14 protein-coding genes are annotated in these 20,345 nt (G+C 59.7%); 10 read left to right on the top strand and 4 right to left on the bottom strand.

The window, feature by feature from the left end; genetic code table 11:
• Positions 1 to 3: 3 nt before the first annotated feature.
• Genes AC2FIR_RS13440 through AC2FIR_RS13450 form a run of 3 tightly spaced genes read right to left on the bottom strand, consistent with a single transcriptional unit; the run spans position 4 to position 3,582 of the window.
• Positions 4 to 1,413 carry a sensor histidine kinase gene (locus AC2FIR_RS13440; protein WP_170619718.1) on the bottom strand — a complete coding sequence of 470 codons (1,410 nt, stop codon included), beginning with the start codon at positions 1,411 to 1,413 and terminating at the stop codon, positions 4 to 6.
• On the bottom strand, positions 1,410 to 2,477 hold the full coding sequence (locus AC2FIR_RS13445; RefSeq protein ID WP_321249133.1) for a response regulator: 1,068 nt from the start codon (positions 2,475 to 2,477) through the stop codon (positions 1,410 to 1,412). Before AC2FIR_RS13445 ends, AC2FIR_RS13440 begins: the two co-directional genes overlap by 4 nt.
• A 55-nt stretch (positions 2,478 to 2,532) precedes the next feature.
• Positions 2,533 to 3,582, bottom strand: a complete 1,050-nt coding sequence (locus AC2FIR_RS13450) for a patatin-like phospholipase family protein (protein ID WP_496746596.1) — start codon at positions 3,580 to 3,582, stop codon at positions 2,533 to 2,535.
• 228 nt (positions 3,583 to 3,810) lie between these two features.
• Between AC2FIR_RS13450 and AC2FIR_RS13455 the strand changes: the two genes are divergently transcribed.
• From AC2FIR_RS13455 to AC2FIR_RS13495, 9 genes are all read left to right on the top strand, one after another.
• Positions 3,811 to 4,467 carry a hypothetical protein gene (locus AC2FIR_RS13455; protein WP_170806944.1) on the top strand — a complete coding sequence of 219 codons (657 nt, stop codon included), beginning with the start codon at positions 3,811 to 3,813 and terminating at the stop codon, positions 4,465 to 4,467.
• Positions 4,467 to 6,332, top strand: coding sequence for a S1C family serine protease (locus tag AC2FIR_RS13460; RefSeq protein ID WP_496746594.1), 1,866 nt, complete (start codon positions 4,467 to 4,469; stop codon positions 6,330 to 6,332). The genes AC2FIR_RS13455 and AC2FIR_RS13460 overlap by 1 nt, the downstream gene beginning before the upstream one ends.
• 9 nt (positions 6,333 to 6,341) lie before the next feature.
• On the top strand, positions 6,342 to 7,628 hold the full coding sequence (locus tag AC2FIR_RS13465) for a hypothetical protein (RefSeq protein ID WP_496746592.1): 1,287 nt from the start codon (positions 6,342 to 6,344) through the stop codon (positions 7,626 to 7,628).
• A gap of 83 nt (positions 7,629 to 7,711) precedes the next feature.
• Positions 7,712 to 10,780: a virulence factor SrfB gene (locus AC2FIR_RS13470; RefSeq protein ID WP_496746590.1), complete on the top strand. Its 3,069-nt coding sequence runs from the start codon at positions 7,712 to 7,714 to the stop codon at positions 10,778 to 10,780.
• Between the two features lie 27 nt (positions 10,781 to 10,807).
• The gene (locus tag AC2FIR_RS13475) at positions 10,808 to 13,531 is read left to right on the top strand and encodes a virulence factor SrfC family protein (RefSeq protein WP_496762502.1); all 2,724 of its coding nucleotides are present in this window, start codon (positions 10,808 to 10,810) and stop codon (positions 13,529 to 13,531) included.
• Positions 13,528 to 14,598: a hypothetical protein gene (locus tag AC2FIR_RS13480; RefSeq protein WP_496746587.1), complete on the top strand. Its 1,071-nt coding sequence runs from the start codon at positions 13,528 to 13,530 to the stop codon at positions 14,596 to 14,598. The genes AC2FIR_RS13475 and AC2FIR_RS13480 overlap by 4 nt, the downstream gene beginning before the upstream one ends.
• Positions 14,595 to 16,550, top strand: a complete 1,956-nt coding sequence (locus AC2FIR_RS13485; RefSeq protein WP_496746586.1) for a vWA domain-containing protein — start codon at positions 14,595 to 14,597, stop codon at positions 16,548 to 16,550. Before AC2FIR_RS13480 ends, AC2FIR_RS13485 begins: the two co-directional genes overlap by 4 nt.
• A 3-nt stretch (positions 16,551 to 16,553) precedes the next feature.
• Positions 16,554 to 17,306, top strand: a complete 753-nt coding sequence (locus tag AC2FIR_RS13490) for an ABC transporter ATP-binding protein (protein WP_496746585.1) — start codon at positions 16,554 to 16,556, stop codon at positions 17,304 to 17,306.
• A complete protein-coding gene (locus AC2FIR_RS13495; protein ID WP_496762504.1) occupies positions 17,303 to 18,505 on the top strand; it encodes an ABC transporter permease family protein in 1,203 nt (400 codons plus the stop codon). Before AC2FIR_RS13490 ends, AC2FIR_RS13495 begins: the two co-directional genes overlap by 4 nt.
• Here AC2FIR_RS13495 and AC2FIR_RS13500 read toward each other — a convergent pair whose 3' ends face one another.
• Complete coding sequence (locus AC2FIR_RS13500) at positions 18,506 to 19,408, bottom strand: DUF2059 domain-containing protein (protein ID WP_496746582.1); 903 nt, start codon at positions 19,406 to 19,408, stop codon at positions 18,506 to 18,508.
• Positions 19,409 to 19,573: 165 nt separating this feature from the next.
• Here AC2FIR_RS13500 and AC2FIR_RS13505 point away from each other — a divergent pair, with 165 nt between their 5' ends.
• Positions 19,574 to 20,236, top strand: a complete 663-nt coding sequence (locus AC2FIR_RS13505; RefSeq protein ID WP_496746580.1) for a hypothetical protein — start codon at positions 19,574 to 19,576, stop codon at positions 20,234 to 20,236.
• Positions 20,237 to 20,345: the final 109 nt, after the last annotated feature.

Raw genomic sequence — 20,345 nt, forward strand, 5'->3', positions numbered from 1 at the left:
GGCCTACCCTCCCCCGCCCGATGCCGCGCCGGATACCGATGCAACGACCCGCCCGCCTTCTGCATCTTCCACAAGGCTGGCCGAAAAACCATGTTTCTGCACAATCGCCTTCACCAACCCCAGACCCAACCCATACCCGGTAATACCGGAATGCTCGGCACCTTGCGCGAAACGCTCGAACGCGTGCTCGGTAAAGCCTTGCGACAAGGCCCCGGCATTGGAAATTTTCAGGTCGAACCGTTTCGCATCCCCGGTCAGCTCGACCCGGATTTCGCTGTTTGCGGCAGCGTATTTTACGGCGTTGGACAAGAGGTTCGACAGCATGAGTTCCAGAAGATGCGAGTTGCCGGTGACACGTAGCGACTTGTCTATGTGCTGAACCAGACTTCGCCCGTTTGCCTGCAGGTCTTCTTCGAAATCGTAAACAAGGTCTTCCAGCAGATCCCCCAACGGGACGTCAGGTTCCAGCCGGATATCCGCATCGGCCTGAAGCCGGAACAATTGCATGATGGATTGCAGGCGGGCGTCAGCGGCATCTATTCCCATGTCGATACGCTGTGCGTGCATCTGCCTATCCTGCGCGTTTTGTGCATTCAGCAGCTTCCGCATGCCGCTGCGAATATTCTGAAGCGGTGTCCGCAACTCATGCGCCAGATGGGCGGACAGGGCACGCAAATCTGCGAACAGCCCGTCAATCTTGGGCAGCGCTTCGTTCAACTGGCGACCCAGCTCGCGCAATTCCGGCGCGGGCGTTTCATCTTCAAACCGAATGCCGGTCTCGCCCGAAGAATACCGCTCAAGCAACCGGTTCACCCGTTGCAGACTGCGTCGGTACCGTTGCCAATGGGCGATCTGCAACAGGATCATCAAACCGCACACGACAAGTGAGACACCGGCAATGGCAAGCGCCAGCCAACGTGCGCGTTGGGTTTCGAAACTGGGCGATTCAATTCCAAAGACAAGCGCCACATCCCCAACGGGCAGCGCCCAGTCCTGTGAGGCCGCTGCAACATCAACCGATCTGGTTTCAAAGTCGGCCCCATCCAGCGACGCATGTCCCTGCCCGTGCTCAAGGGCGCTGGCTGCGCCCGGTGTTGTTTCCAGCAGAACGCGCCTGCGATCTCCGCTGATCTGCCAGATCGCCAGTTCCAGCCGGTCGGTGCCCGGCAGAACTATGTTGCGTGACCGATCGAACGCGGTGGCCAGCCCACTGACGCCACTGTCTTCGAGAATACGCAGCATCTGCGCTTCGACGCTTTTTAGGGTCTGCCGGTCCGCCCTGTCTGCCGCCGAGAATACGGACAGACAGAATATTGCCGCCAATGTCAGGAAAACACCAAGCGCCGCGTAAAACAGCCCTTGTCCCGTTACCATGCGGGACAGTTTCGGGTTTTCTCCGATCAGGTGGATCACTGATCCGGGCTTTCATCAGCGGGAATGCGCAGCAATGCCTCGGACCGGAAAACATAGGCATCCCCATCGGTTTCCAGGAATTCCGGGTACGTTTCGCCGCGCGAATCCAGGGCGGACTTGAAATCGCGCACCAGCCGGTGCCGGGCCGCCGTCACCGGGTTCGAGCCGACATCCATGAACGTCTTTTGCCAAACGTCCAGATAGATCATCCGCTTGGGGATCGGCAGGCCGTCGCGCTCGGCCAGGTAGATCAGCATTTCGCATTCTTTCGGCCGCAGTTCGACACGCGCGCCGCGCCACCGGACGATCCTGTCCTTACGGCTGATCTCAAGCGGACCAAACACCATCGTTTCTTCCGAAACCAAGGGACGCAATAGCACCTGAACGCGCGCGCGCAACTCGCCCTCGTGAACCGGCTTGCAGATGTAGTCATCTGCCCGCGCGGTCTCGAGCCCGCGGATACGTTCCTCGATGGAATCCAGTGCGGTGAACAACAGGGCCGGAATTCGGATGCCGAGGTCACGCAGACGCGAGATGAAGGTCAGCCCGTCCCCATCCGGCAGGCCCCGGTCCACGACCAGCGCGTCAACCGGTCCGGCTTCGAACCTGTTCTGCGCATCCTTCAGGGTGCGTACACGCATGGCGTCCATACCGGCCTCGCGCAGGACATCCACCGCCCAGTCTCCGATTTCCTCTTCATCTTCCACAATCAGTACGCGCGGAGGCTGCGCCTGATGCCGAAGCGCCTGCACCCGGGTCAGAAACTCTTCATCCGCCCCGGTGGCCGACATGACGTCATCCGCGCCAAGCGCGATCAGCTCGTCCCGGCGATTGCGAAAACTGACCCCGTGGGACAGAGAAAAAAGTACTAGAACCCGCGCCGCGTTCTGTGCAACCTGTTTCAGACGCTCATTCGCCTGGTCATCCGTCAAGGTTTCAACGTCCAGAACAGTGACTGTCGCACCCTCGTCGCCGATGATCAGCTTTTGCGCATCCAGAATGGCAACGCGTGAAGCTTTCTTTTCCGGAACACCGTCCAAATATGAAACATCTACAGTATTCATGATGTACTATCCGTTTTCTCCGATTGGGGACGATATGATTTGAACTGTCAATTCCCTAGGCCGCCTGCAGGTTTCCAACCAACGGCAGAGGCTCAACAATAGTTGCTTCGGCCAACAGTTGCGCTGCTTCAAATAGCCTTTCCTTCCCTGAAAAATCCGCGATTTTGCGCATGTTGCGCAGTTCACCGGGCTCAAGTTCAAAACCAAGCGCATCGAAGGTGTCGCGGGTCAGGCTCATGTCGTAATGGGTGTGTTGCAATCCCGAACCTAACATGTCTGCCATATCACGCATCAGCTCCCGAGACAGCGCCTCACCATCCTTGATCAGGCCGAAGAGGCCACGGAAGGCCCTGAAGACTGACACTTTGTCTGTCAGGGAATTGCCCGAATAAACAGGGCGCGAACTGCCCGTACCCAATGAGGTCAATGCAATGCGCTGCACACCATGAGCCCGGGTCAGACGGGTCAGCAGGTAAGACGGATCATTGAACAGGCTAAAGCCGCCATCCACCAGACGGGTCTCGCCCACGCCGCGCAATGTCATGGACACCGGCGAGAACAGACCGGGGGCTGCAGTGCTGGCGCGCAAGAGGTCGGACAGAGGCAGTTTTTCGCATCGGATTTCGGCGGACAATACGCGGTCCACACCGTAGTCAATCGTTGTAAACGCGATCGAATTCCCGCGCTGCAGGTCTTTGGCCAGCAATGTCAGGTCGCATTCCAGATCGTTGCGGTCCAGCAGCCGCCCCTGCGTGCGCTGTTCGAAGAAGCTGTGCAGCAGATCGCCGTCGAAGATGTCCTGCAAGAGCGGTACAGCCCGCTTGCGCCTTTTGAAACCGCGCGGCACATCCTGCAAATAAAAATCCGCGATATCCTGAGCGGAAAGGCCCAGCGCGACGCCGGCGGCAATCACTGCTCCAGTCGAGGATCCGGACACGGAATCGAAGCTGTCGGACAGGCGATAATGGGGGCCATATTTCTCTTTCCCCAGGGCCTCGATACGCAGCAACATGGCGGCCGGGATAACGCCCAGCAAACCGCCTCCGGAAACGGACAACAGTGAACTTTCGGTAACTGGTCCTGCGGTGTTTTCAAAGTCAAACATCTCGAACTCTCCGGACGATTTTGCCATTGCCTAAAATGGTAGGCTCTGCGGTTAGAAGTTTGAAATGACAGCTTTTGTAAGCGCGGCTGTGTGACAAGTTCTGTAACTGGCCAAATTCTGAGATTTGCGTTGACCATGAGTTATGAGTCACGTTTACTTATCTTCAATTTGTAGGGGGCTATTTTTCTTTTGTTTCGGGCTGTGTTGGCATTTTTGACGACTGGTGTGTTGATCGCGATTGTTGCCTGGTCTGCCGCCGCGCTTGTTCCTGCATGCGGCGCAAATGATCGGGTCGCAGGAACCTGGTTGGATTGGTGCCCGGTCAACAAGGCCGAGCAGGCTGAACAGAGGCTGGCGGCACTCGAACGACAAAACCAGGAACTGGTCGATCGCATTTTGCGGCACGAACGCGAGCTTGCATTGTTGCAGTGCGAACCCAAGGCCCCGCAACAGGCCGCGCTGCCTGATTTGGCCCCCGTACCCGACAAGATCGACCCTCAGGACTGGGACAATCAGCGTATCGGATTGCTGGAAGGGTGCTGGGAACTGGATTCCCGGTTTGTGACCACCAACAGACGGACCGGCGTGAAGACTGATTACAACCAGTGGACCATGTGTTTCGACGCCAGTGGCAATGGTCGCGAAGAAATGCGTGCCGATAACGGCAACAGCTGCGCCGGTCCGGTGACCGGCGCGTTCGCAGCTGATGGATCGCTGATTATCGACGAACCCGGCAACCTGCAATGCAGCGACGGCGGATACATCTACCGCCTGAGCAGCAGCTGTAAACTGAATGAATCCGGCACGGCCAGCTGTGTCGTGACACAACCAGAAGTCGGCAGTTCGACAACCGTCGAATTCCGCCGACCCGCAAGGGGCAACTGATGGCTGAACACTTTCTGACTAAGACGCAAATCGAACTGGGCCAGTGCCTTGAGGCTGGAGACGAGCTTGCGATTGAGGCCTATCCGGCTCTGCTGGACGCGCTCACCGCGCATGGGGGTGAGGAAACGGCGCATCTTTTTGCCGAACCGCTGCTTAGCCGGGGAAACGATCAGGTGGCTCCGTCGGTGTCGTGGTATACCGACGTCAAGGGAAATGCGACTCCGTTCAATCGTCTGGATGACGCCGCGCAGAACGCGCTGGGGCAGGAGCTGACCCGCAGGCTGGCGCCACTTCAGGCCGCCTTGGGCAACGAGCAGACCGGAAGCCTGATTGGCAGCGCCCTTCATATCCCTGACATGAACGATGTCTGGTCCGTGGACGGAACACCGGTCATCATCAACTGGGGCATGTTGCCCGCCGGAGCCAGCCGCGAGACCGAGACCCGCGCGAAACACTATGCGCAAACTCTTGGGCGTTTTCTTCCCCTGCCTTCTGCACCGCCTTTGTCATCAGTCGAAGCGCAGGAAATGGCCGCGCAGAAACAGGCTGCTGCCCCGGCAACTCCTGCGCCAGACGCGGCGGTAGCGACAGCAGCGGCAGCCACGGCGGCTCCGGTCGCAGCAGCAGCCGCAACGGCCGATCCAACACCGCCGCCTCCGCCTTCTCAGGCATCGGCAACACCGCAGCGGGTGCCGCTTTGGGCCTGGCTGCCGTTACTGTTGCTGCTTCTGCTGGCCGGCGGCGTCCTGATCTGGCTGCTGATCCCCGGAAATCGCATTTTCCCGGACCTTGCCAAAGACCGCGCGGTTACTGACGAGGCTGCACTTGCGGCGGTTCTTAGCACCAACAAGTCGCTGGAACAGCGTCTGGCAGACCTGCAGTTTGCGCTGGATGGCGCGGTTTGCGAAGCGGATGGCACCTTGCTGATGCCCAACGGTCGCACGATCGAAGGGTTGCTGCCGCCCGATCCGAATGACCGCGCCGACATACCCGGCGCAGTGCGCCCCGCTGACAGAACCTCTATTCTGCCACCCAATCCGGAGCGCGTGAAAATTCAGGATTCCGATAACCCCAAGGACACCAAATCGCTGCTTGCCTATATCGAGGAGCGGACAGCCATGGTCCTCGCCCCGTCGCCCGAAGGGTTGGGCAGCGGGACAGGTTTCTTTGTGGGTCCGGACCTTCTGGTCACCAATCACCACGTTATCGCGTCGCCGGGCGCGACGATTTATGTAACCAACAATGCGCTCGGTTCACTGAGAGAAGCGCAGGTTCTCAAGACATTTGGCCCGTTCCAGTCCACGGGTGGCGATTTTGCGCTGCTGCGTGTTCAAGGCGCACAACAGCCTTCGTTCAACGTGCTGGATTCCGCGGAATCGCTGCGCCTGCAATCCGTTATCGCCGCGGGCTACCCGGGTGATCTGCTGCAAAGTGACGCGAATTTCCAACAACTCCGGTCCGGTGACAGAACCGCCGTTCCGGAATTGGCGGTCACAGACGGCACTGTATCGGCCGAACAGACACTGCCGCCGCAAACCAAAGTGGTTGTGCATTCAGCGCCGATTTCCAAGGGTAATTCGGGCGGTCCGCTGGTTGATATGTGCGGCCGGTTGGTTGGCGTGAATACCTTTGTCAAAGTCGGCCCGATGCGCAGCCTGAATTTCGCGCTGTCTACCGGCGACCTGATGCGTTTTCTTGCCGACACAGGCGCGCTTCCCGCCGTGGTGACACAGACCTGCGCCCCGCAGGTTCAGCGCCCGCTGCCGCCGGAAACCGCACAGGCGTCGGGGGCGGCACCTGAAAGCCCCGCCCCGGAAACCAACGCGCTTCCGAAACTGCCGGCGCTGACGCCCAAATCCGAGTGAGCCGCAACGATGTTTGAAGCTTTCCTCGCAAATACGTCGACGCAAGGGCTTTCCCCGCTGGGAACGGCACCGCAGCGGTCATTCGAACTGATTTCGGGCACAGTTCGGGACAAATTGGGCGAACGTCACGCCGCCCTGTTTGCCGAACCGGTGGCGACCCAGTACGGAGATCGGTTCGACTGGTATGCCGTGACGGGCGGCAAACCCCACAGGCTGGACACATTCGAAGAGGAGGAGCGCGCCGCCATCGACGCGGACCTTCAGGGCCTGTTGTCGGACATCCGCGAATTGGGCCAATCCCTGCTGGACAGCAACGACCCAGACCAGCAGCGGCTTGGCGAAGCCCTGACCAACGCAACACGTTATCCCGATGACGATTGCGTCTACGTGCTGACGGATGGCGAAACACGTCAGCCCGTGCTGTTGAACTGGGCCTGGGTCTCGGACAGTCAGGCCGCGGTTGCAGGCGACCTGAGTGGCAAGGAGGGGGCTGCAAGAGCACAGAAGAAAGCCACGGAAAAGGCGGCAGCGGTTGCTGCGGCCAGTGCTGCAGCGGCACCGGCATCCGCCGGAGAAGCGCAGGCCACGGCGGCTGATCGTGGTCCGTTAAACCTGTGGTGGCTGATGTGGTTTGGCTGGCTGCTGCTGATGCTGATGATCGCAGCTATCCTGTATCTGATGGTCGAAGCCTGCGCCCTGCGCATTCCGGGCTTGCCCGGTTACTGCCCGCCGCCGGGTGTGGAGGCATCCGAAGAAGAACGCAGAACACTTTGGCTGCGCGACCGGATCGCCAGCCTCGAGAAAGACATCGGCATTGCCGACCGCGCCTGTCAGCCTGACAAGGCAACAGCGCCGATCCCCGACCCGAAAGACCGGGCGCAACTGGTTCCGGATATCGACAGCGAAAGACTGGCTGAACGCGGTGCAAGGGAAGGAAAACTGACGATTTCGTTGCTGTGGGACTCGGTTGCGGACTTGCATATGGATGTTCGGTGCCCGGGCAATCAGATCATCAATTACGACAACCGCGCGGCTTGCGGTGGCAACCTGGATATCGGCGGTAATCACGACATTCGTACGGCCGTGCCCAACGCAATCGAAAGCATGTACTTCGACGCCCCGGCCAATGGACCGTACAATATCGCAGTCTCGTTGTTTGACCCCCATGGTCAAAGCACCACGCAATCCTTCCGATTGCGTATCAAGGACGGGGTCGAGACCAAAATATTCAATGGTTCCGTCACAAGCGGCCAACCCGCGTGGACCAAACAATACGAAGTTGGAAAGGGAAACTGATGCTCAGGGATCGGAAACCACAAATTCGCAAACTCGCGAATTTGCGCGAAGAATTCACTCTGATTCCGTTCTCGGGAATTCAAATGCTGGATTTCGGCTTTGACATTTCCAAGCTCGAAATGCGCCCTCTGCGGTATATTGAAAGGGTCACGGGCGAGCAGGATGGTGAGAACATTCTGACCCTGTTCCCGCTGTCCGGCGATGACACGCGCGACGCCGAAATCCTGGACGCGCGGCGAGACGATGACGACGAATATTCGGTTCGGCCAACTGCGGCGCTGGACCCGTTTCTGGACAAATGGGTGCCGGTGCCTTTCCTGCGCCAGAAAAGCCAGCGCGGCCATGCCGGTGAATTGCAGTTCGACCCCGGCCCGTCCAGCTGGGCGCGTATGCGAACCGTCGAACTGGCCGAACCGGACGCCGAAACCGGGCATACCCACAGGATCCAGATCGCGCTGGACACCACGTTGGTGGATCATCAGCAGGACATGAATTACGTCGCGCCTGAGAAATCGGATGCCGAAAAGGCCCGCGATTTCAAACTGGTGACCGAACCCAACGACATGAGATGGTTCCTGCGCCGTCCCGAAACGGACGAAGACGGCAACATGCTGGATCATCAGCGCTGGGTGTCGGAGTGGCTGAAAGAGCTGTTCATTAACTTCAAGCGCGCTGAACGGCCCGGACGCCGTTTCGCGGAAGAGGACCTGCCGCACCGGTTCGAACATTGGGCACGATACCTGGCTTATCTGCAGGTCGTACAGAATACCGCGAACCCGCCGACCGTCCGTTTTGCCAATACCGTCAGCGAGCGGGACGCTGTTACACCGGTGAATGTCGATCTGGTTCTGGACGTCGGCAACAGCCGGACCTGCGGCATTCTGATCGAGCAGTTTCCGGGTGAAACACGTGTCGATCTGGCGCGGTCCTTCCCGCTGGAAATCCGCGATCTCAGCAAGCCGGAATTCTACTACAGCGGTCTGTTCCCCAGCCGGGTCGAGTTTTCCGATGTCCGGTTCGGCGATGATCGCTATGCCAGTCGTTCGGGACGGCGCAACGCGTTCCTGTGGCCCAGCTTCGTGCGCATCGGCCCCGAAGCGGTGCGGCTGGTTCAGGGCGAGGAAGGGACGGAAACCCTGTCCGGTCTCTCGTCACCGAAACGATACCTATGGGACAGCGCCGCCGTTCAGCAGGACTGGCGGTTCCACAATCACATGGACCCAAACAACCTGCCCAAGGCGGTGCGATCTGCCATGCGCCACCTCAATGAGGCGGGCGACGTGATGAAGCAGGTCCGGTATGAGGAAGAACAACGCCTGCGCCGCCGGGGCGAAACACCCAGCACTCCGGCCATCCGGCCGCGCTTTTCGCGCAGTTCGCTGTTCGGGTTCATGATGGGCGAGATCATTGCGCACGCGCTGATCCAGATCAACGATCCCGCCGGGCGATCCCGCCGGGCGCAATCGGATCTGCCACGCCGTCTGAACCGCATCATCCTGAGCCTGCCAACCGCCACACCGATCAAGGAACAGGCCATCATCCGGTCGCGCACGCAAGGTGCGCTTGGCCTGATCTGGCAGCAATTGGGTTTGGACAGCGCTCAGAAGCCCTATTCGACCAAGCCCGAGGTGATGGTGGACTGGGACGAAGCGTCGTGTACCCAGCTTGTTTACCTTTACAGCGAGCTGACACAGAAATTCGACGGGCGCATCGATACGTTCATCAACCTCAAGGGCAAGCCCCGCATGTCCCCGTCGGGGGCCGAGGAGCCGTCGTTGAGACTGGCCAGCATTGATGTGGGTGGTGGCACAACCGACCTGATGATCACCACCTACCGGAATGAAGCCAACCGGGTTCTGCACCCCGAACAGACGTTCCGCGAGGGGTTCCGCATCGCGGGTGATGACCTAGTTCACCGAGTGGTCAGCGCCATCATCATTCCGCGCATTCAGGAATCCATCGAAGCTGCAGGCGGCGTCTACGTGGCCGAGAAGCTGCGCGAGCTGTTCGGCGGCGACATCGGCGGACAGGATCAGCAGGCCGTTCAGCGACGCCGACAATTCTCGCTGCGCGTGCTTGTGCCACTGGCCGAGGCAACGCTGGCCCACTGCGAAACCTCGGAAGAGTTCGACCGGTTCGACCTGCCCGTAGCGCGCATTCTGGGTATGCCCGAGCCGGTTGATCCCGAAGATCGGCCCGACGGTGAAGAAGAGGTAGCGGAAGCACCAACAACCGAGCCGACACCCGATGCGAATGGCGGCCGCGAAGTCGGTTCTGACATCCTGTCATATGTCGAAGACGCGGCGGCGGCCCTTGGTGCACGCGACTGGAAGCTGGCCGATCTGGTCCTGACCAGCTCGCGCGAAGATGTGGACGCGATCAGCCGCGAGGTGTTCCAGCGCGTTCTGGGCAACATGTGCGAGGTGATCGACCATCTGGGCGTTGACGTCGTGCTGCTGACCGGACGGCCCTCGCGCCTGCCGGCCATCCGCTCGATCGTCGAGGAAATGCTGGTTGTGTCACCGCACCGGCTGATCTCGATGCACCAGTACAAGACCGGGCGCTGGTACCCGTTCCGGGATCCGGTTTCGCAAAAGATCGGCGATCCGAAATCGACCGTTGCGGTCGGCGGTATGCTGATTGCGCTGTCGGAAAACCGTATCCCGAATTTCAAGGTCACGACCGGCGCGTTCCAGATGCGCTCGACCGCGCGGTTTGTCGGTGAGATGGACATCAACGGCCAGATCCCGGACGAACGCATCCTGTTCTCGGATGTCGATCTGGACACGGATGGGTCCAGCAATGACACCGCGACCGTGAACCTCTATTCGCCAGTCTACATCGGATCACGGCAGTTGCCGTTGGACCGCTGGACAACCACGCCGCTGTTCCGGCTGGATTTTGCGGATACCGGCAACCAGTCGCGCCCGCTGCCGATCCGGGTCGAACTGCGCAAGACGGACTTTGACGACAGCGATGGGGAAACCAGCGAAGACAAGCTGCGCCGGGAATCCATGCGCGAGGCCTTCGAGATCGATCAGGTCGAAGACGGCGAAGGCGGCGCGATGAAATCAAGTGATGTCATACTGCGCCTGCACACCCTTGGGTTCGAAGATGAATACTGGATCGACACTGGCGTGTTCCAGGTCTGAACCGGTTTGAAGATGTGAGACGATGATATGAGCCAACAAGACGCCCTTACCAACCGCTGCACCGATGTCGCCCGCCTGTCCCGCGCCGCGCTGGAATGGATCAATGATCCCGAGAACGCGCAGACCGTCGAGGGCCGCGTCGCCCATCTGCCCAAGGTTCTGCGCAAAGCTGCAAGGCGGGCCGAACGACTGGGGCGCGCTTCGCAAACCAAGATGAGCGTCAGTGTCTTCGGTCCCTCGCAGGCCGGCAAGTCCTTTCTGGTCTCGGTTCTGGCCCGCCCGAACGAGGGGCGTCTGGTGGCCGATTTCAACGGCCCGGGCGGCAAGCTTGACTATATCAGCCAGGTGAATCCGGCAGGTGACGGCGAGTCCACCGGGCTGGTGACGCGGTTCACCATGACCAAGGCCCCGACGCCGGACGGGTATCCGATCCAGCTCAACCTGCTGACCGAGGCTGACATCGCGCGCACGCTGATCAACAGCTTTTACGAGGATGGCGACCTGTCCGAAGAGCCGCCGACACCGGATTCGCTGGGGGCTCATATTTCGACTCATTCGGGCAAGGCGCAGCCAGCACCCACCGGCGGGATCGACTATGAAGAAGTCTACGAGATTGCCGATTACGTCCAGAAATGGGTCAGCAAATCGTCATACGCCTTCAATCTGGGCGGGTTCTGGGACGAAGCGGCCGAACTGGCACCGCGCCTGACACCCGAAGACCGGGGTCAGTTCCTGTCAATTCTGTGGGGCGGGTACGAGCCGCTGACCAACCTGTACATCAAACTGTCTAAAGCGCTGGCGACGATCAACCATGCCGAGGTGATCTACGCCTCACTGGATTCGCTGCAGCCGCGCGAGACCTCAATCATCGACGTCAACACCCTGTCGGGTCTGTTTGGACCGGAGGGCGAGGACATGCTGAATATCCAGACCGCCGCCGGGCAAAACGGTCAGCTGAACCGGGCGGTGACAACCGCGCTGGCGGCGGAACTGGTCTTTCCGATGGAAGAACAGCCATCACCCCTGTTTGCCGAAACCGATCTGCTGGACTTTCCCGGTGCCCGCAACCGGTTTGAGGCACCGCTGTCAGTCACCCTTCGCACTCCCGAAGAAGCCGTGACCAACATGCTGTTGCGCGGCAAGGTGGCCTATCTGTTCGACCGCTACGTTTCGAACCAGGAAATCACCTCGATGCTGCTGTGTGTGCCTGACAGCAACATGGAAACGCTCAGCTTGCCGGGACTGGTCGAGCAGTGGATCGAGCTGACCCACGGCGCGACCCCGGATGAACGGGCAAAGAACGACTGTATTCTGTTCTTCGTGATGACCAAGTTCGACAAACACCTGATCGACAGCGCCTCGGGCGCCGAGGATTACGAGCGGTTCGAGCGGCGCATGGATGCGTCCTTGCTGAAAGGGTTCGGCAAGGTGCCAACGTCTTGGGTTCACAAATGGGCCGGGACCGAACCGTTCACCAACTGCTACTGGTTGCGAAACCCCTATTATCCGATCGAAGCGCTGATCAAATACGAGGATGAGCGCGAGGTCGAGATCATCCCCGACAAGGTCAACCGTCTTGCCGAACTCAAGGCGGGCTGTCTTCAGGCGGAACCGGTGCAAAAGCACTTCAAGGATCCCGAACGGGCATGGGAAGCGGCCTTGGGCCTGAACGATGGTGGCGTCAGCTATCTGATCGAAGAACTGACGAAAGTCTGCAAACCCGAAAGCAAACTGCGCCAGATCAGCAATCAGATCGAAGCGGTCGCCGCCAATCTGTCTCAGGAACTGGCCCAGTTCTACATTTCCGATGACGTCGAAAAACGGATCGAGGAAAAGAGGCTGGCCGCCGCCGGTATCATCGACAGTCTTGAACTGACCTTGTCCAACCACCGGTTCGGTGCCTTCCTGAATGCGTTGTCGGTGGATCAGGATGCGGTGCAGGACCGGATTTCGCGGGTGCCTTCGTCAATCCGCATCACGAACGCGGTTGCAAACGAAGCGCACAAACCTGCCGCAGTAACGCCGGCGGCCGCGACCAGCGCAGCAAGCCCGGCGCGCCCCGGCGCACCGTTACGTCCCGGCGCACCGGCCAGACCATCGGCCCCGACCTCGCAGGCCAATGCAGCACCGCCTGAAACGCCCGAGGCCGAGGATGACAAGCCAAAGACAAAGTCAATCCGCACCATGACACCCGAAACCTTTCAGGCAGATACCGCGATTTCCGTCTGGGTCGAGGGCCTTAACCGGTTCCGTGAGGATGAAGAACGGCTGGCCATCTTCCAACTGACGCCGGAAAAAGCCGGCGATCTGGTGAATGAAATGGTGCACGGTTTCTCGCGCACCAATGTCCAGAGCGGCATTATGGAACTGCTGCGAAGCATTTCTTACAGCCTGACCGTCGACAAGCAGGCGCCGTCTGCCGCCATTGTCTGCTCGGAACGAATTAATAATTTTGTCACTACGCTTGGCGCCCGCGACATGTTTAATGGACAGGGTCTGGACATTGATCTTGGCGAAGGAGCAAGCAGGAAAGCGTTCGAAAAACACAAGGGCGCAGATACTGCCGAAAGCCTGCCGGAAGTGCCGCGCGCAGCCGCGACAGATACCTGGACGGATTGGGTATTCGCATTGGACGCGCTGTTTGTAGAAAACGCCAAGGATGGTGATGCCGGCACGGTGAATATTGAACAGAACATCAAACTGGGCGGCGTCCTCAACGAGCTGACAGTCAACGCGGAGCAACCCTCGTGATCGAGATCAAACCAGATCCCAAACATCCTCGCGGTGGCTTTGCCGAAATCACCATATCCGGTGCGACCGCCGATGATGATCCGGTCAGCGTTGCGGTGTTCAACAGCTATCAGCAGAAATGGCTGGGCGCGGATGGCTGGCAGCCGAACCGAGCGAGTATCCCGGCGCGCACCGCCGAACAGGGCGGCGACTCGCTGCGACTGGTCGTCGGACCCGAGGTTGTAAACCACATCGAAGAAGATACACCCGTTCGGATCGAAGTGGGCGGCGGCAGTTGGGACACCTATTGGCCTGACGATATCAATGCAGGCCCGGACGAGGCCGTCATTGGTGGCATCGGCGGCACCGGCACGGCACCCGAAGTCAGGGCACCAACCGTAATGGTGGCGCAACCGCAGACAGACGATGCCGAAAGTGGTGTCGACGTGGGCGATGATGGGGACGCAAAGTCACCTGAAAGCAATCTGGAAGGCAAGGGCAGCGTCGCCCCGTCAGGTACGTCAGAGGAAGAATCCGAAGGAAAATCCAGCAAGTCCGGATTGATTATTGGCGGGGTCGTGGTTGCAGCGGTCCTTGGCGCGCTGGCCTATCTGTTTCTGATGCCGGGCACTACGCCGGAAGAAGACCCGGTCGAAGTGACCGAGCCAGAACCGGAAGCCGCGCCCGACCCTGAACCGGCCCCGGTACAGAATGCCTGCGCCATGTCTCAGTTTGCCGAACTCTCGTCGCAAGGTTTCGACGCGGTAGCAGGCAAAATGCGCGAATGCGGTGGCAGTTTGTCGGCCGATGACGCACTGGGTCTTGTCGAAAAAGCGGCCCTTGCCGGAGACGCCGAAGCGCTTGCCCTGTTCGGCTCGATTTACGACAGTGGCGTCACGGATGACGTCATCGAAGGTCAGATCGGCCTGACATTCCCTGATAAGCCGTCCCTGGCGGCCGAGTATTACGACAGGGCCGTCAAGGCCGGGTCCCAGGAGGCAGCAGATCGACTGGCAGCGGTCTGTACACGTCTGCGGATCAAGTCCGATTCCCTGTCGAAAAGCGCGTTTGAAGATTATTGCCAGTGACCCAGAGGATCCTGAAAACCATGCACCCTGCCCTGATACTCCGGTTCGTTGCCCTCTTTGCATTGCTATGGGCGTTTGGGGCGGTTGGTGCGGACGCACAGCAACGCAAACCCCTGCTGCTTGAAGGAACCCAAACAATCTATGAACGGGTCCTGACCCGCCCCGGCACCACGCTTCACCCGTCGGCAAACGGCCCTGCGCAATCGACCTATCCGGCCTTTCAGCCGCTTTATGTCTTTGCACGGCAAGACGGTTGGCTTGAAGTTGGCCCAAGCCCGAATATCGCGCCCGAAGGCTGGGTGCAGGAGCCCGGCACCGTACCCTGGAAGCAGAACATTGTCGGTGCCTTTACCAATTCCGCCGGTCGCAGCCGTCAACTGCTGTTCGATACGCAGCAGAACTTGGATTGGCTGATGAACCACGAAGCGCTGCGCGATGTGCAGGAACGTCTGGTCGCCGAAGCCTCGGCCGGTGTTGTTGACGGTCAGAATGGTGTCGTCTCGGTCGAACCACAGGAATTCGTCAATATCCGCGACGAACTGTATCTGATGCCGATCCTCGATTTCACCGAAGCGTTGCATCCGCTGACCTATGACGAGGTGCTGCTGATGCAGGTGGCCTCGGTCCCGAAACAAGAGGATACGGCTGGCGCACAGGAACTGCAGGGCGATCCGGCGGCCTTTGACGTGGGCATCGTCTTTGTTCTGGACACGACACAGTCCATGGAGCCTTACATCGCGGCCACACAGCGCGTTCTGCAGAACACAGTGCGCCAGATTGAGGGCACTGAAATCGGCAAGCTGGTCAACTTCGGAGTGATCGGATTTCGCGACAACACCGAAGCTGTACCAGAACTGGAATACCGCACCAAAACTCTGATGGATGTGGAACGGCGTCAGGATCAGAGCCCGGTTCTGTCTGCGATTGGCGAGGCAACCTATGTGGCCCGCGCCAATTCGCCCGGTTTCAACGAAGACAGCCTTGCTGGCGTCGAGGATGCGATTGATACGATTGATTGGGAATTGTCCAAGGGTGACGGCGACAAGATCGATGCGCGCTATGTCATTCTGGTGACCGACGCTGGGCCGAAGGACCCGCGGGATCCGAACGCGCGGTCCGAGATCGGAACCGTCGAACTGCAGAAAGACGCCGAAGGCCGCAATATCGTCGTCATGACGCTGCACCTCAAAACCCCCAACGGGCAGGGCAATCACGCTTATGCCGCCGCCAAATACCGTGAGCTTTCGCGCTTTGCCGGACGGGAGTACTATTTCCCCATCGAAGGCGGCTCGGAACAGGCATTCGAAGGCGTCGTCACCCGGCTGGTGACCGCACTGACCGACCATGTCCGTATCGTCCGGGGCGAAAAAACAGTGCTCAACCCGGAAGAGGCTGGCGAAGGCCTGGTCGAACTGGGCCGCGCCATGCAACTGGCCTGGCTGGGCGAACAGAAAGGCACGCAAGCCCCTGACGTGATCAAGGGCTGGCTGTCCAATCGCGCTGTCGAAGCACCCGACCGGCTTGCCATCGAACCGCGCCTGCTGGTGACCAAGAACGAGATGGCCAGCATGGCCGAGTTTCTGGACAATCTGGTTCGCTTTGGCGAAACCGCGCAAAGCTCGGAACAGTCGCTTGATTTCTTCTCGCAGGTTCGGGGCCTGATCGCGGATATGGCGCAGAACCCGGACCTGCTGGTCAACGCAAACGCCGACACGCTGGGCGGCGCGATGGAGTTTCTGGACCGTCTGCCCTATCAAAGCCAGGTTCTGGGCATGAGCGAGCAACGCTGGGCCGAAAGCGCCATGTTCCGCCGCAGCGTGATCGATGGCATGCGCCAGAAACTGACCCAATATCGGAAGTGGCTGTTTGACAGCACCGTCTGGACTGCACTTTACGAGGGCGCGCCTGACGGCGAGCATGTCTTTGCCATGCCCTTTGACGTGTTGCCCTGACCCGTGTCGGCTCAGCTGCTTCTTGAAGGTGTCTCGGTCAGCCTGAGCGATCAGGAACGTCGGTTTACGCTGGATGTTCCGGGTCTAAGCCTGACCTCGGGAGAAGCGATAGGCCTGACCGGCCCCAGCGGCACGGGCAAGACCCTGTTGCTTGAGACACTCGGGTTGCTGCGGCGTCCATCAACGGCGAAGAAATTTCTGATCGGAGTTGGTGAGGATGGGCTGGATTTTGGCGGCGTCTGGAACAATCCCAGCATGTCGCCCGCGGAAATTCGCGGGACGATGTTTGGGTTCGTTCCACAAAGCGGCGGCCTTTTGCCGTTTCTGACCGTGGCTGACAATGTTGCGCTGTCGCAAAAGATTGTCGGTATGGATGATCCGGGATGGTGCAGCGAGTTGCTGCAAAGATTGGGCATCTCGGAAATTTCCGCGCTCTATCCCGGCGCGTTGTCCATCGGTCAGCGTCAGCGTGTTGCCATCTGCCGTGCGCTGGCGCATCGCCCTGCCTTTGTGATCGCGGACGAACCCACCGCAGCGCTGGACCCCGGGGCGGCCTCGACCGCGATGGGGTTGCTGATCGATATGGCCATTTCGGGCGGGGCCGGTGTAATCATCTCGTCCCATGATCTGGACCTTCTGGACCAGTTTTCGCTCCGCCGGATCGCCCTTGGATTGGTGGATCCGGCGAACCAGTCCAACGTCATCAGCCAACTACACGGCCAGACCGGAGTGGCGACAGCGGGGGACGCGGCATGAGATTGATGATCGAGCTGGCCCTGCGCGACCTGTTGCGCCAACGCGTACATTTGATCTGCAATGTCGCAATTCTTGCCGGGGTCCTGGTACCGCTCATGGTGATCTTCGGCGTCAAGAACGGGGTTTATGACGCATTGATCGGGCGGCTGTTGAACGACCCGGCGACCTTGCGGATCGAAACCACCGGAAACAGCGCGTTTGTTGAAAGCGACGTAGCCGAGGTGGCGGGCTGGGAACAGACGGCCTTTGCCACGGCCAAAACCCGGTCGATCTTTGATTTCGTCAATGTCCGAAAGGAAGGGGCCGTCGCCAAGAGGGACGCGGTTCTGGTTCCGTCGGGCTCAGGTGACCCGACCTTGCCAAAGGACCTTGAACTGGGCGCAGACCAGGTGGTCCTCAGCGCCAGTCTGGCACGTCAGCTCGAGTTCTCCGTTGGCGACACCGTGCAGATTTTCACGCAGGCAACAGAACGGAAGCGGCAACTGATGCTGCCGCTGGAACTTGTCGTGATCCTTCCGGATTCCGCGCTGTCCGGCCGGTCCGTTCTGGCCAATATCGAGGTGCTGGATCTGGTCGAAGCCTTTTATGACGAATACGCCCTGCCCGAACATGGAATAACCGAAGGGCGCGACATCGCTGCACGCAAGCCCGAATTCGAAGGAATGCGCGTCTTTGCCCGCGACATCACCGAACTGGCGGCCTTGCAATCAAGGCTGGAACAGCGGTTTGGCGTGCAGACCGAAGCCCGCACGGCGGAGGTCAGCGGCGTCCTCAGCCTGGGACGCAATCTGAATCTGGCACTGCTGCTGACAGCCGGGGTTGCCAGTCTGGGTCTGGCCGCCGCGCTGGTCTTCGGGTTCTGGGGTGAGGTCGCGCGCAAGCGTCAGACCCTCGCCTCGTTGGCGTTGTTGGGGATCGGTCCCCGCAGGCTGTGGATGTTTCCCGTCGTTCAGGCATTTGTCAGCGGATTGATCGGCTTGCTGGTCAGTTTCTTACTGTTCTGGATCGCGGGCAATCTGGCCGAGCGTTTGTTTGACAGCGGTCTGACCGAAGAAAACGGTCTTGTCGTTCTGGGGTTCCTTCAAAGCCTGGTCATCATCGTTCTGACACTGATGTTTGTGATGGCCGCCGCCTTTTTTGCGGCTCGCAGTGCTGCGCGTGTGGACCCCGCTGAAGTGCTGCGCGAAGGGGCGACCTGATCAACTGCCGCTTTTGTGTGTAGGCAGGTTGTCGAAAATCTCTTCGTCGCTGTCGATCGGGATACGGTTGTCGCCGGGGTAATAGCTGGCAGAGATATAAGGCCGCTTGCGCCCGCCACCGGGTTTGTCAGCTGTTTCGACAAGCGAATACAGCACGATCTGCTGCCCGCTGAAATCTTGAAACGTGCCGACCGGGGCCTCACCCTGATTGGGCACGGATTCCCAATGCCGCAGCAAATCCAGTGCCTTCACGGACTCGCGCCCACCGATCAGCGTTGTGCCGATGAAGTCGCCGTCCGTTGACGGGTTGGTGGTCCCCTTGAAGCGCGCGCCTGGCACCAGTGCGCCCAGCGCCGCGTTGGCGTTGACCTGCCAGATATTATGGTCCGTCCCGATCAGAACGCCGCCGCCCCGCTCGGCCAGCGCCGACAGCTGATTGATCAGAATGGCCCCGCTTGATCCGTTCCGGCCCGGAAACTTCGTGGTCGGGTTATGATTGATGTTCCGGATCGCGAAAGATCCGTCCAGCATCAGCGTTCGGCGCCCTGCCCCGTAAAACTGCTGCAGGGCCTGCACGTCTTCAGCATTCATCCGCTTGCGTTGATTGGCTGTGTCCAGGATCAGAATATCGTATTGCCCGCCCCGCAAAGCCGCCGCCAGGCCACCACCCTGCAGGTTCCGTTCGTATGTGACATTGAAAACCTTGCCTTCGCGATACTGATCGAGGAACTGGGCCATTTGCTGACGGTGCCGCGATACAGCCTCGGGGCTGTAATCGGGCATCGCGTTGAACCACAATACGCTGCGGGTTTTGTTGTGCCCCTGATGCTGGGCGTGGGCCGGTGTGCCGGCAAAAAGAAACAAGACAAACCAAATTCGAAATAGACGGCTCAAAACAGTCACGACCCAACTCCACCAATACAGGCTTCAGTTTATCCGACTTCCCCGCCCCGCAAAATAACGAAAACTGTCATTCTGCTCAGGCAAGGGGCGGATTGACCAACGGCCTAATATCCGCAACTCTGCCAGAGGAGTTTTTGAGATAGTTATTAGGTATCGCTAAGGAATATGCCGGTCAGATCAACCCTGCCAGTCATGATTGCCAGTGTCGGCATCGTCGGCCTCGCCGGTGTTTCCGCGGCACTGATCCTGCAGGCATGTGCGTTGCAGATCCCGATACTGCGGGACCTGACAGGCTGTAAGCCGCAAACGCAACTGGTCGCGCAGCAGCAACTGAGTGTGTCGAAAGCAGCCGGTCTGGAGTTGGAACGCCGTATCTTTCAGTTGGAGAGAGAACTGGCCGCGCTGCAATGCGTCAAGGCCCCACCCGATGCCACCGGACCGCTGCACGATGAGGGGTGGAACGAGGCGGATCTGGAAATGCTCTATGGATGCTGGTCGCTTGACACCACCTATCGCACCCGTGACGTCGATTCCGGTGAAATCCGCACCTATCGGGACTGGCAGATGTGTTTCGACACCAATGGCAACGGCAAGCAGGTCATGCGGTCGAACGATGGGATCACATGCGAAGGTCCGGTTCAGGCGCAATTCGCGCAAGGTCAGCTGAACCTGATCGAGCCTGGAAATCTTGCCTGCCAGGACAACGGCTACATCCATCAGCGCCAGATCAGTTGCGCCCTGGCAGAAAACGGCAAGGCGAGTTGCGAGACCTTACAGCCCGAAACCGGAGGCGAGGCCACGGTCGGGTTCGAACGTGCGCCGGCTTGAAGTTTGAGGATAGTTTTCGTGCGTCGCCAAGCGCGATGATGGTCACGCTGTCGGCACCCGCGTTTGGCAGAATTTCTCCGAAGACCAAAGACAGTCCGGGCTTGAACTC

The sequence above is a fragment of the Ruegeria sp. CDSB136 genome (genome assembly GCF_059610965.1).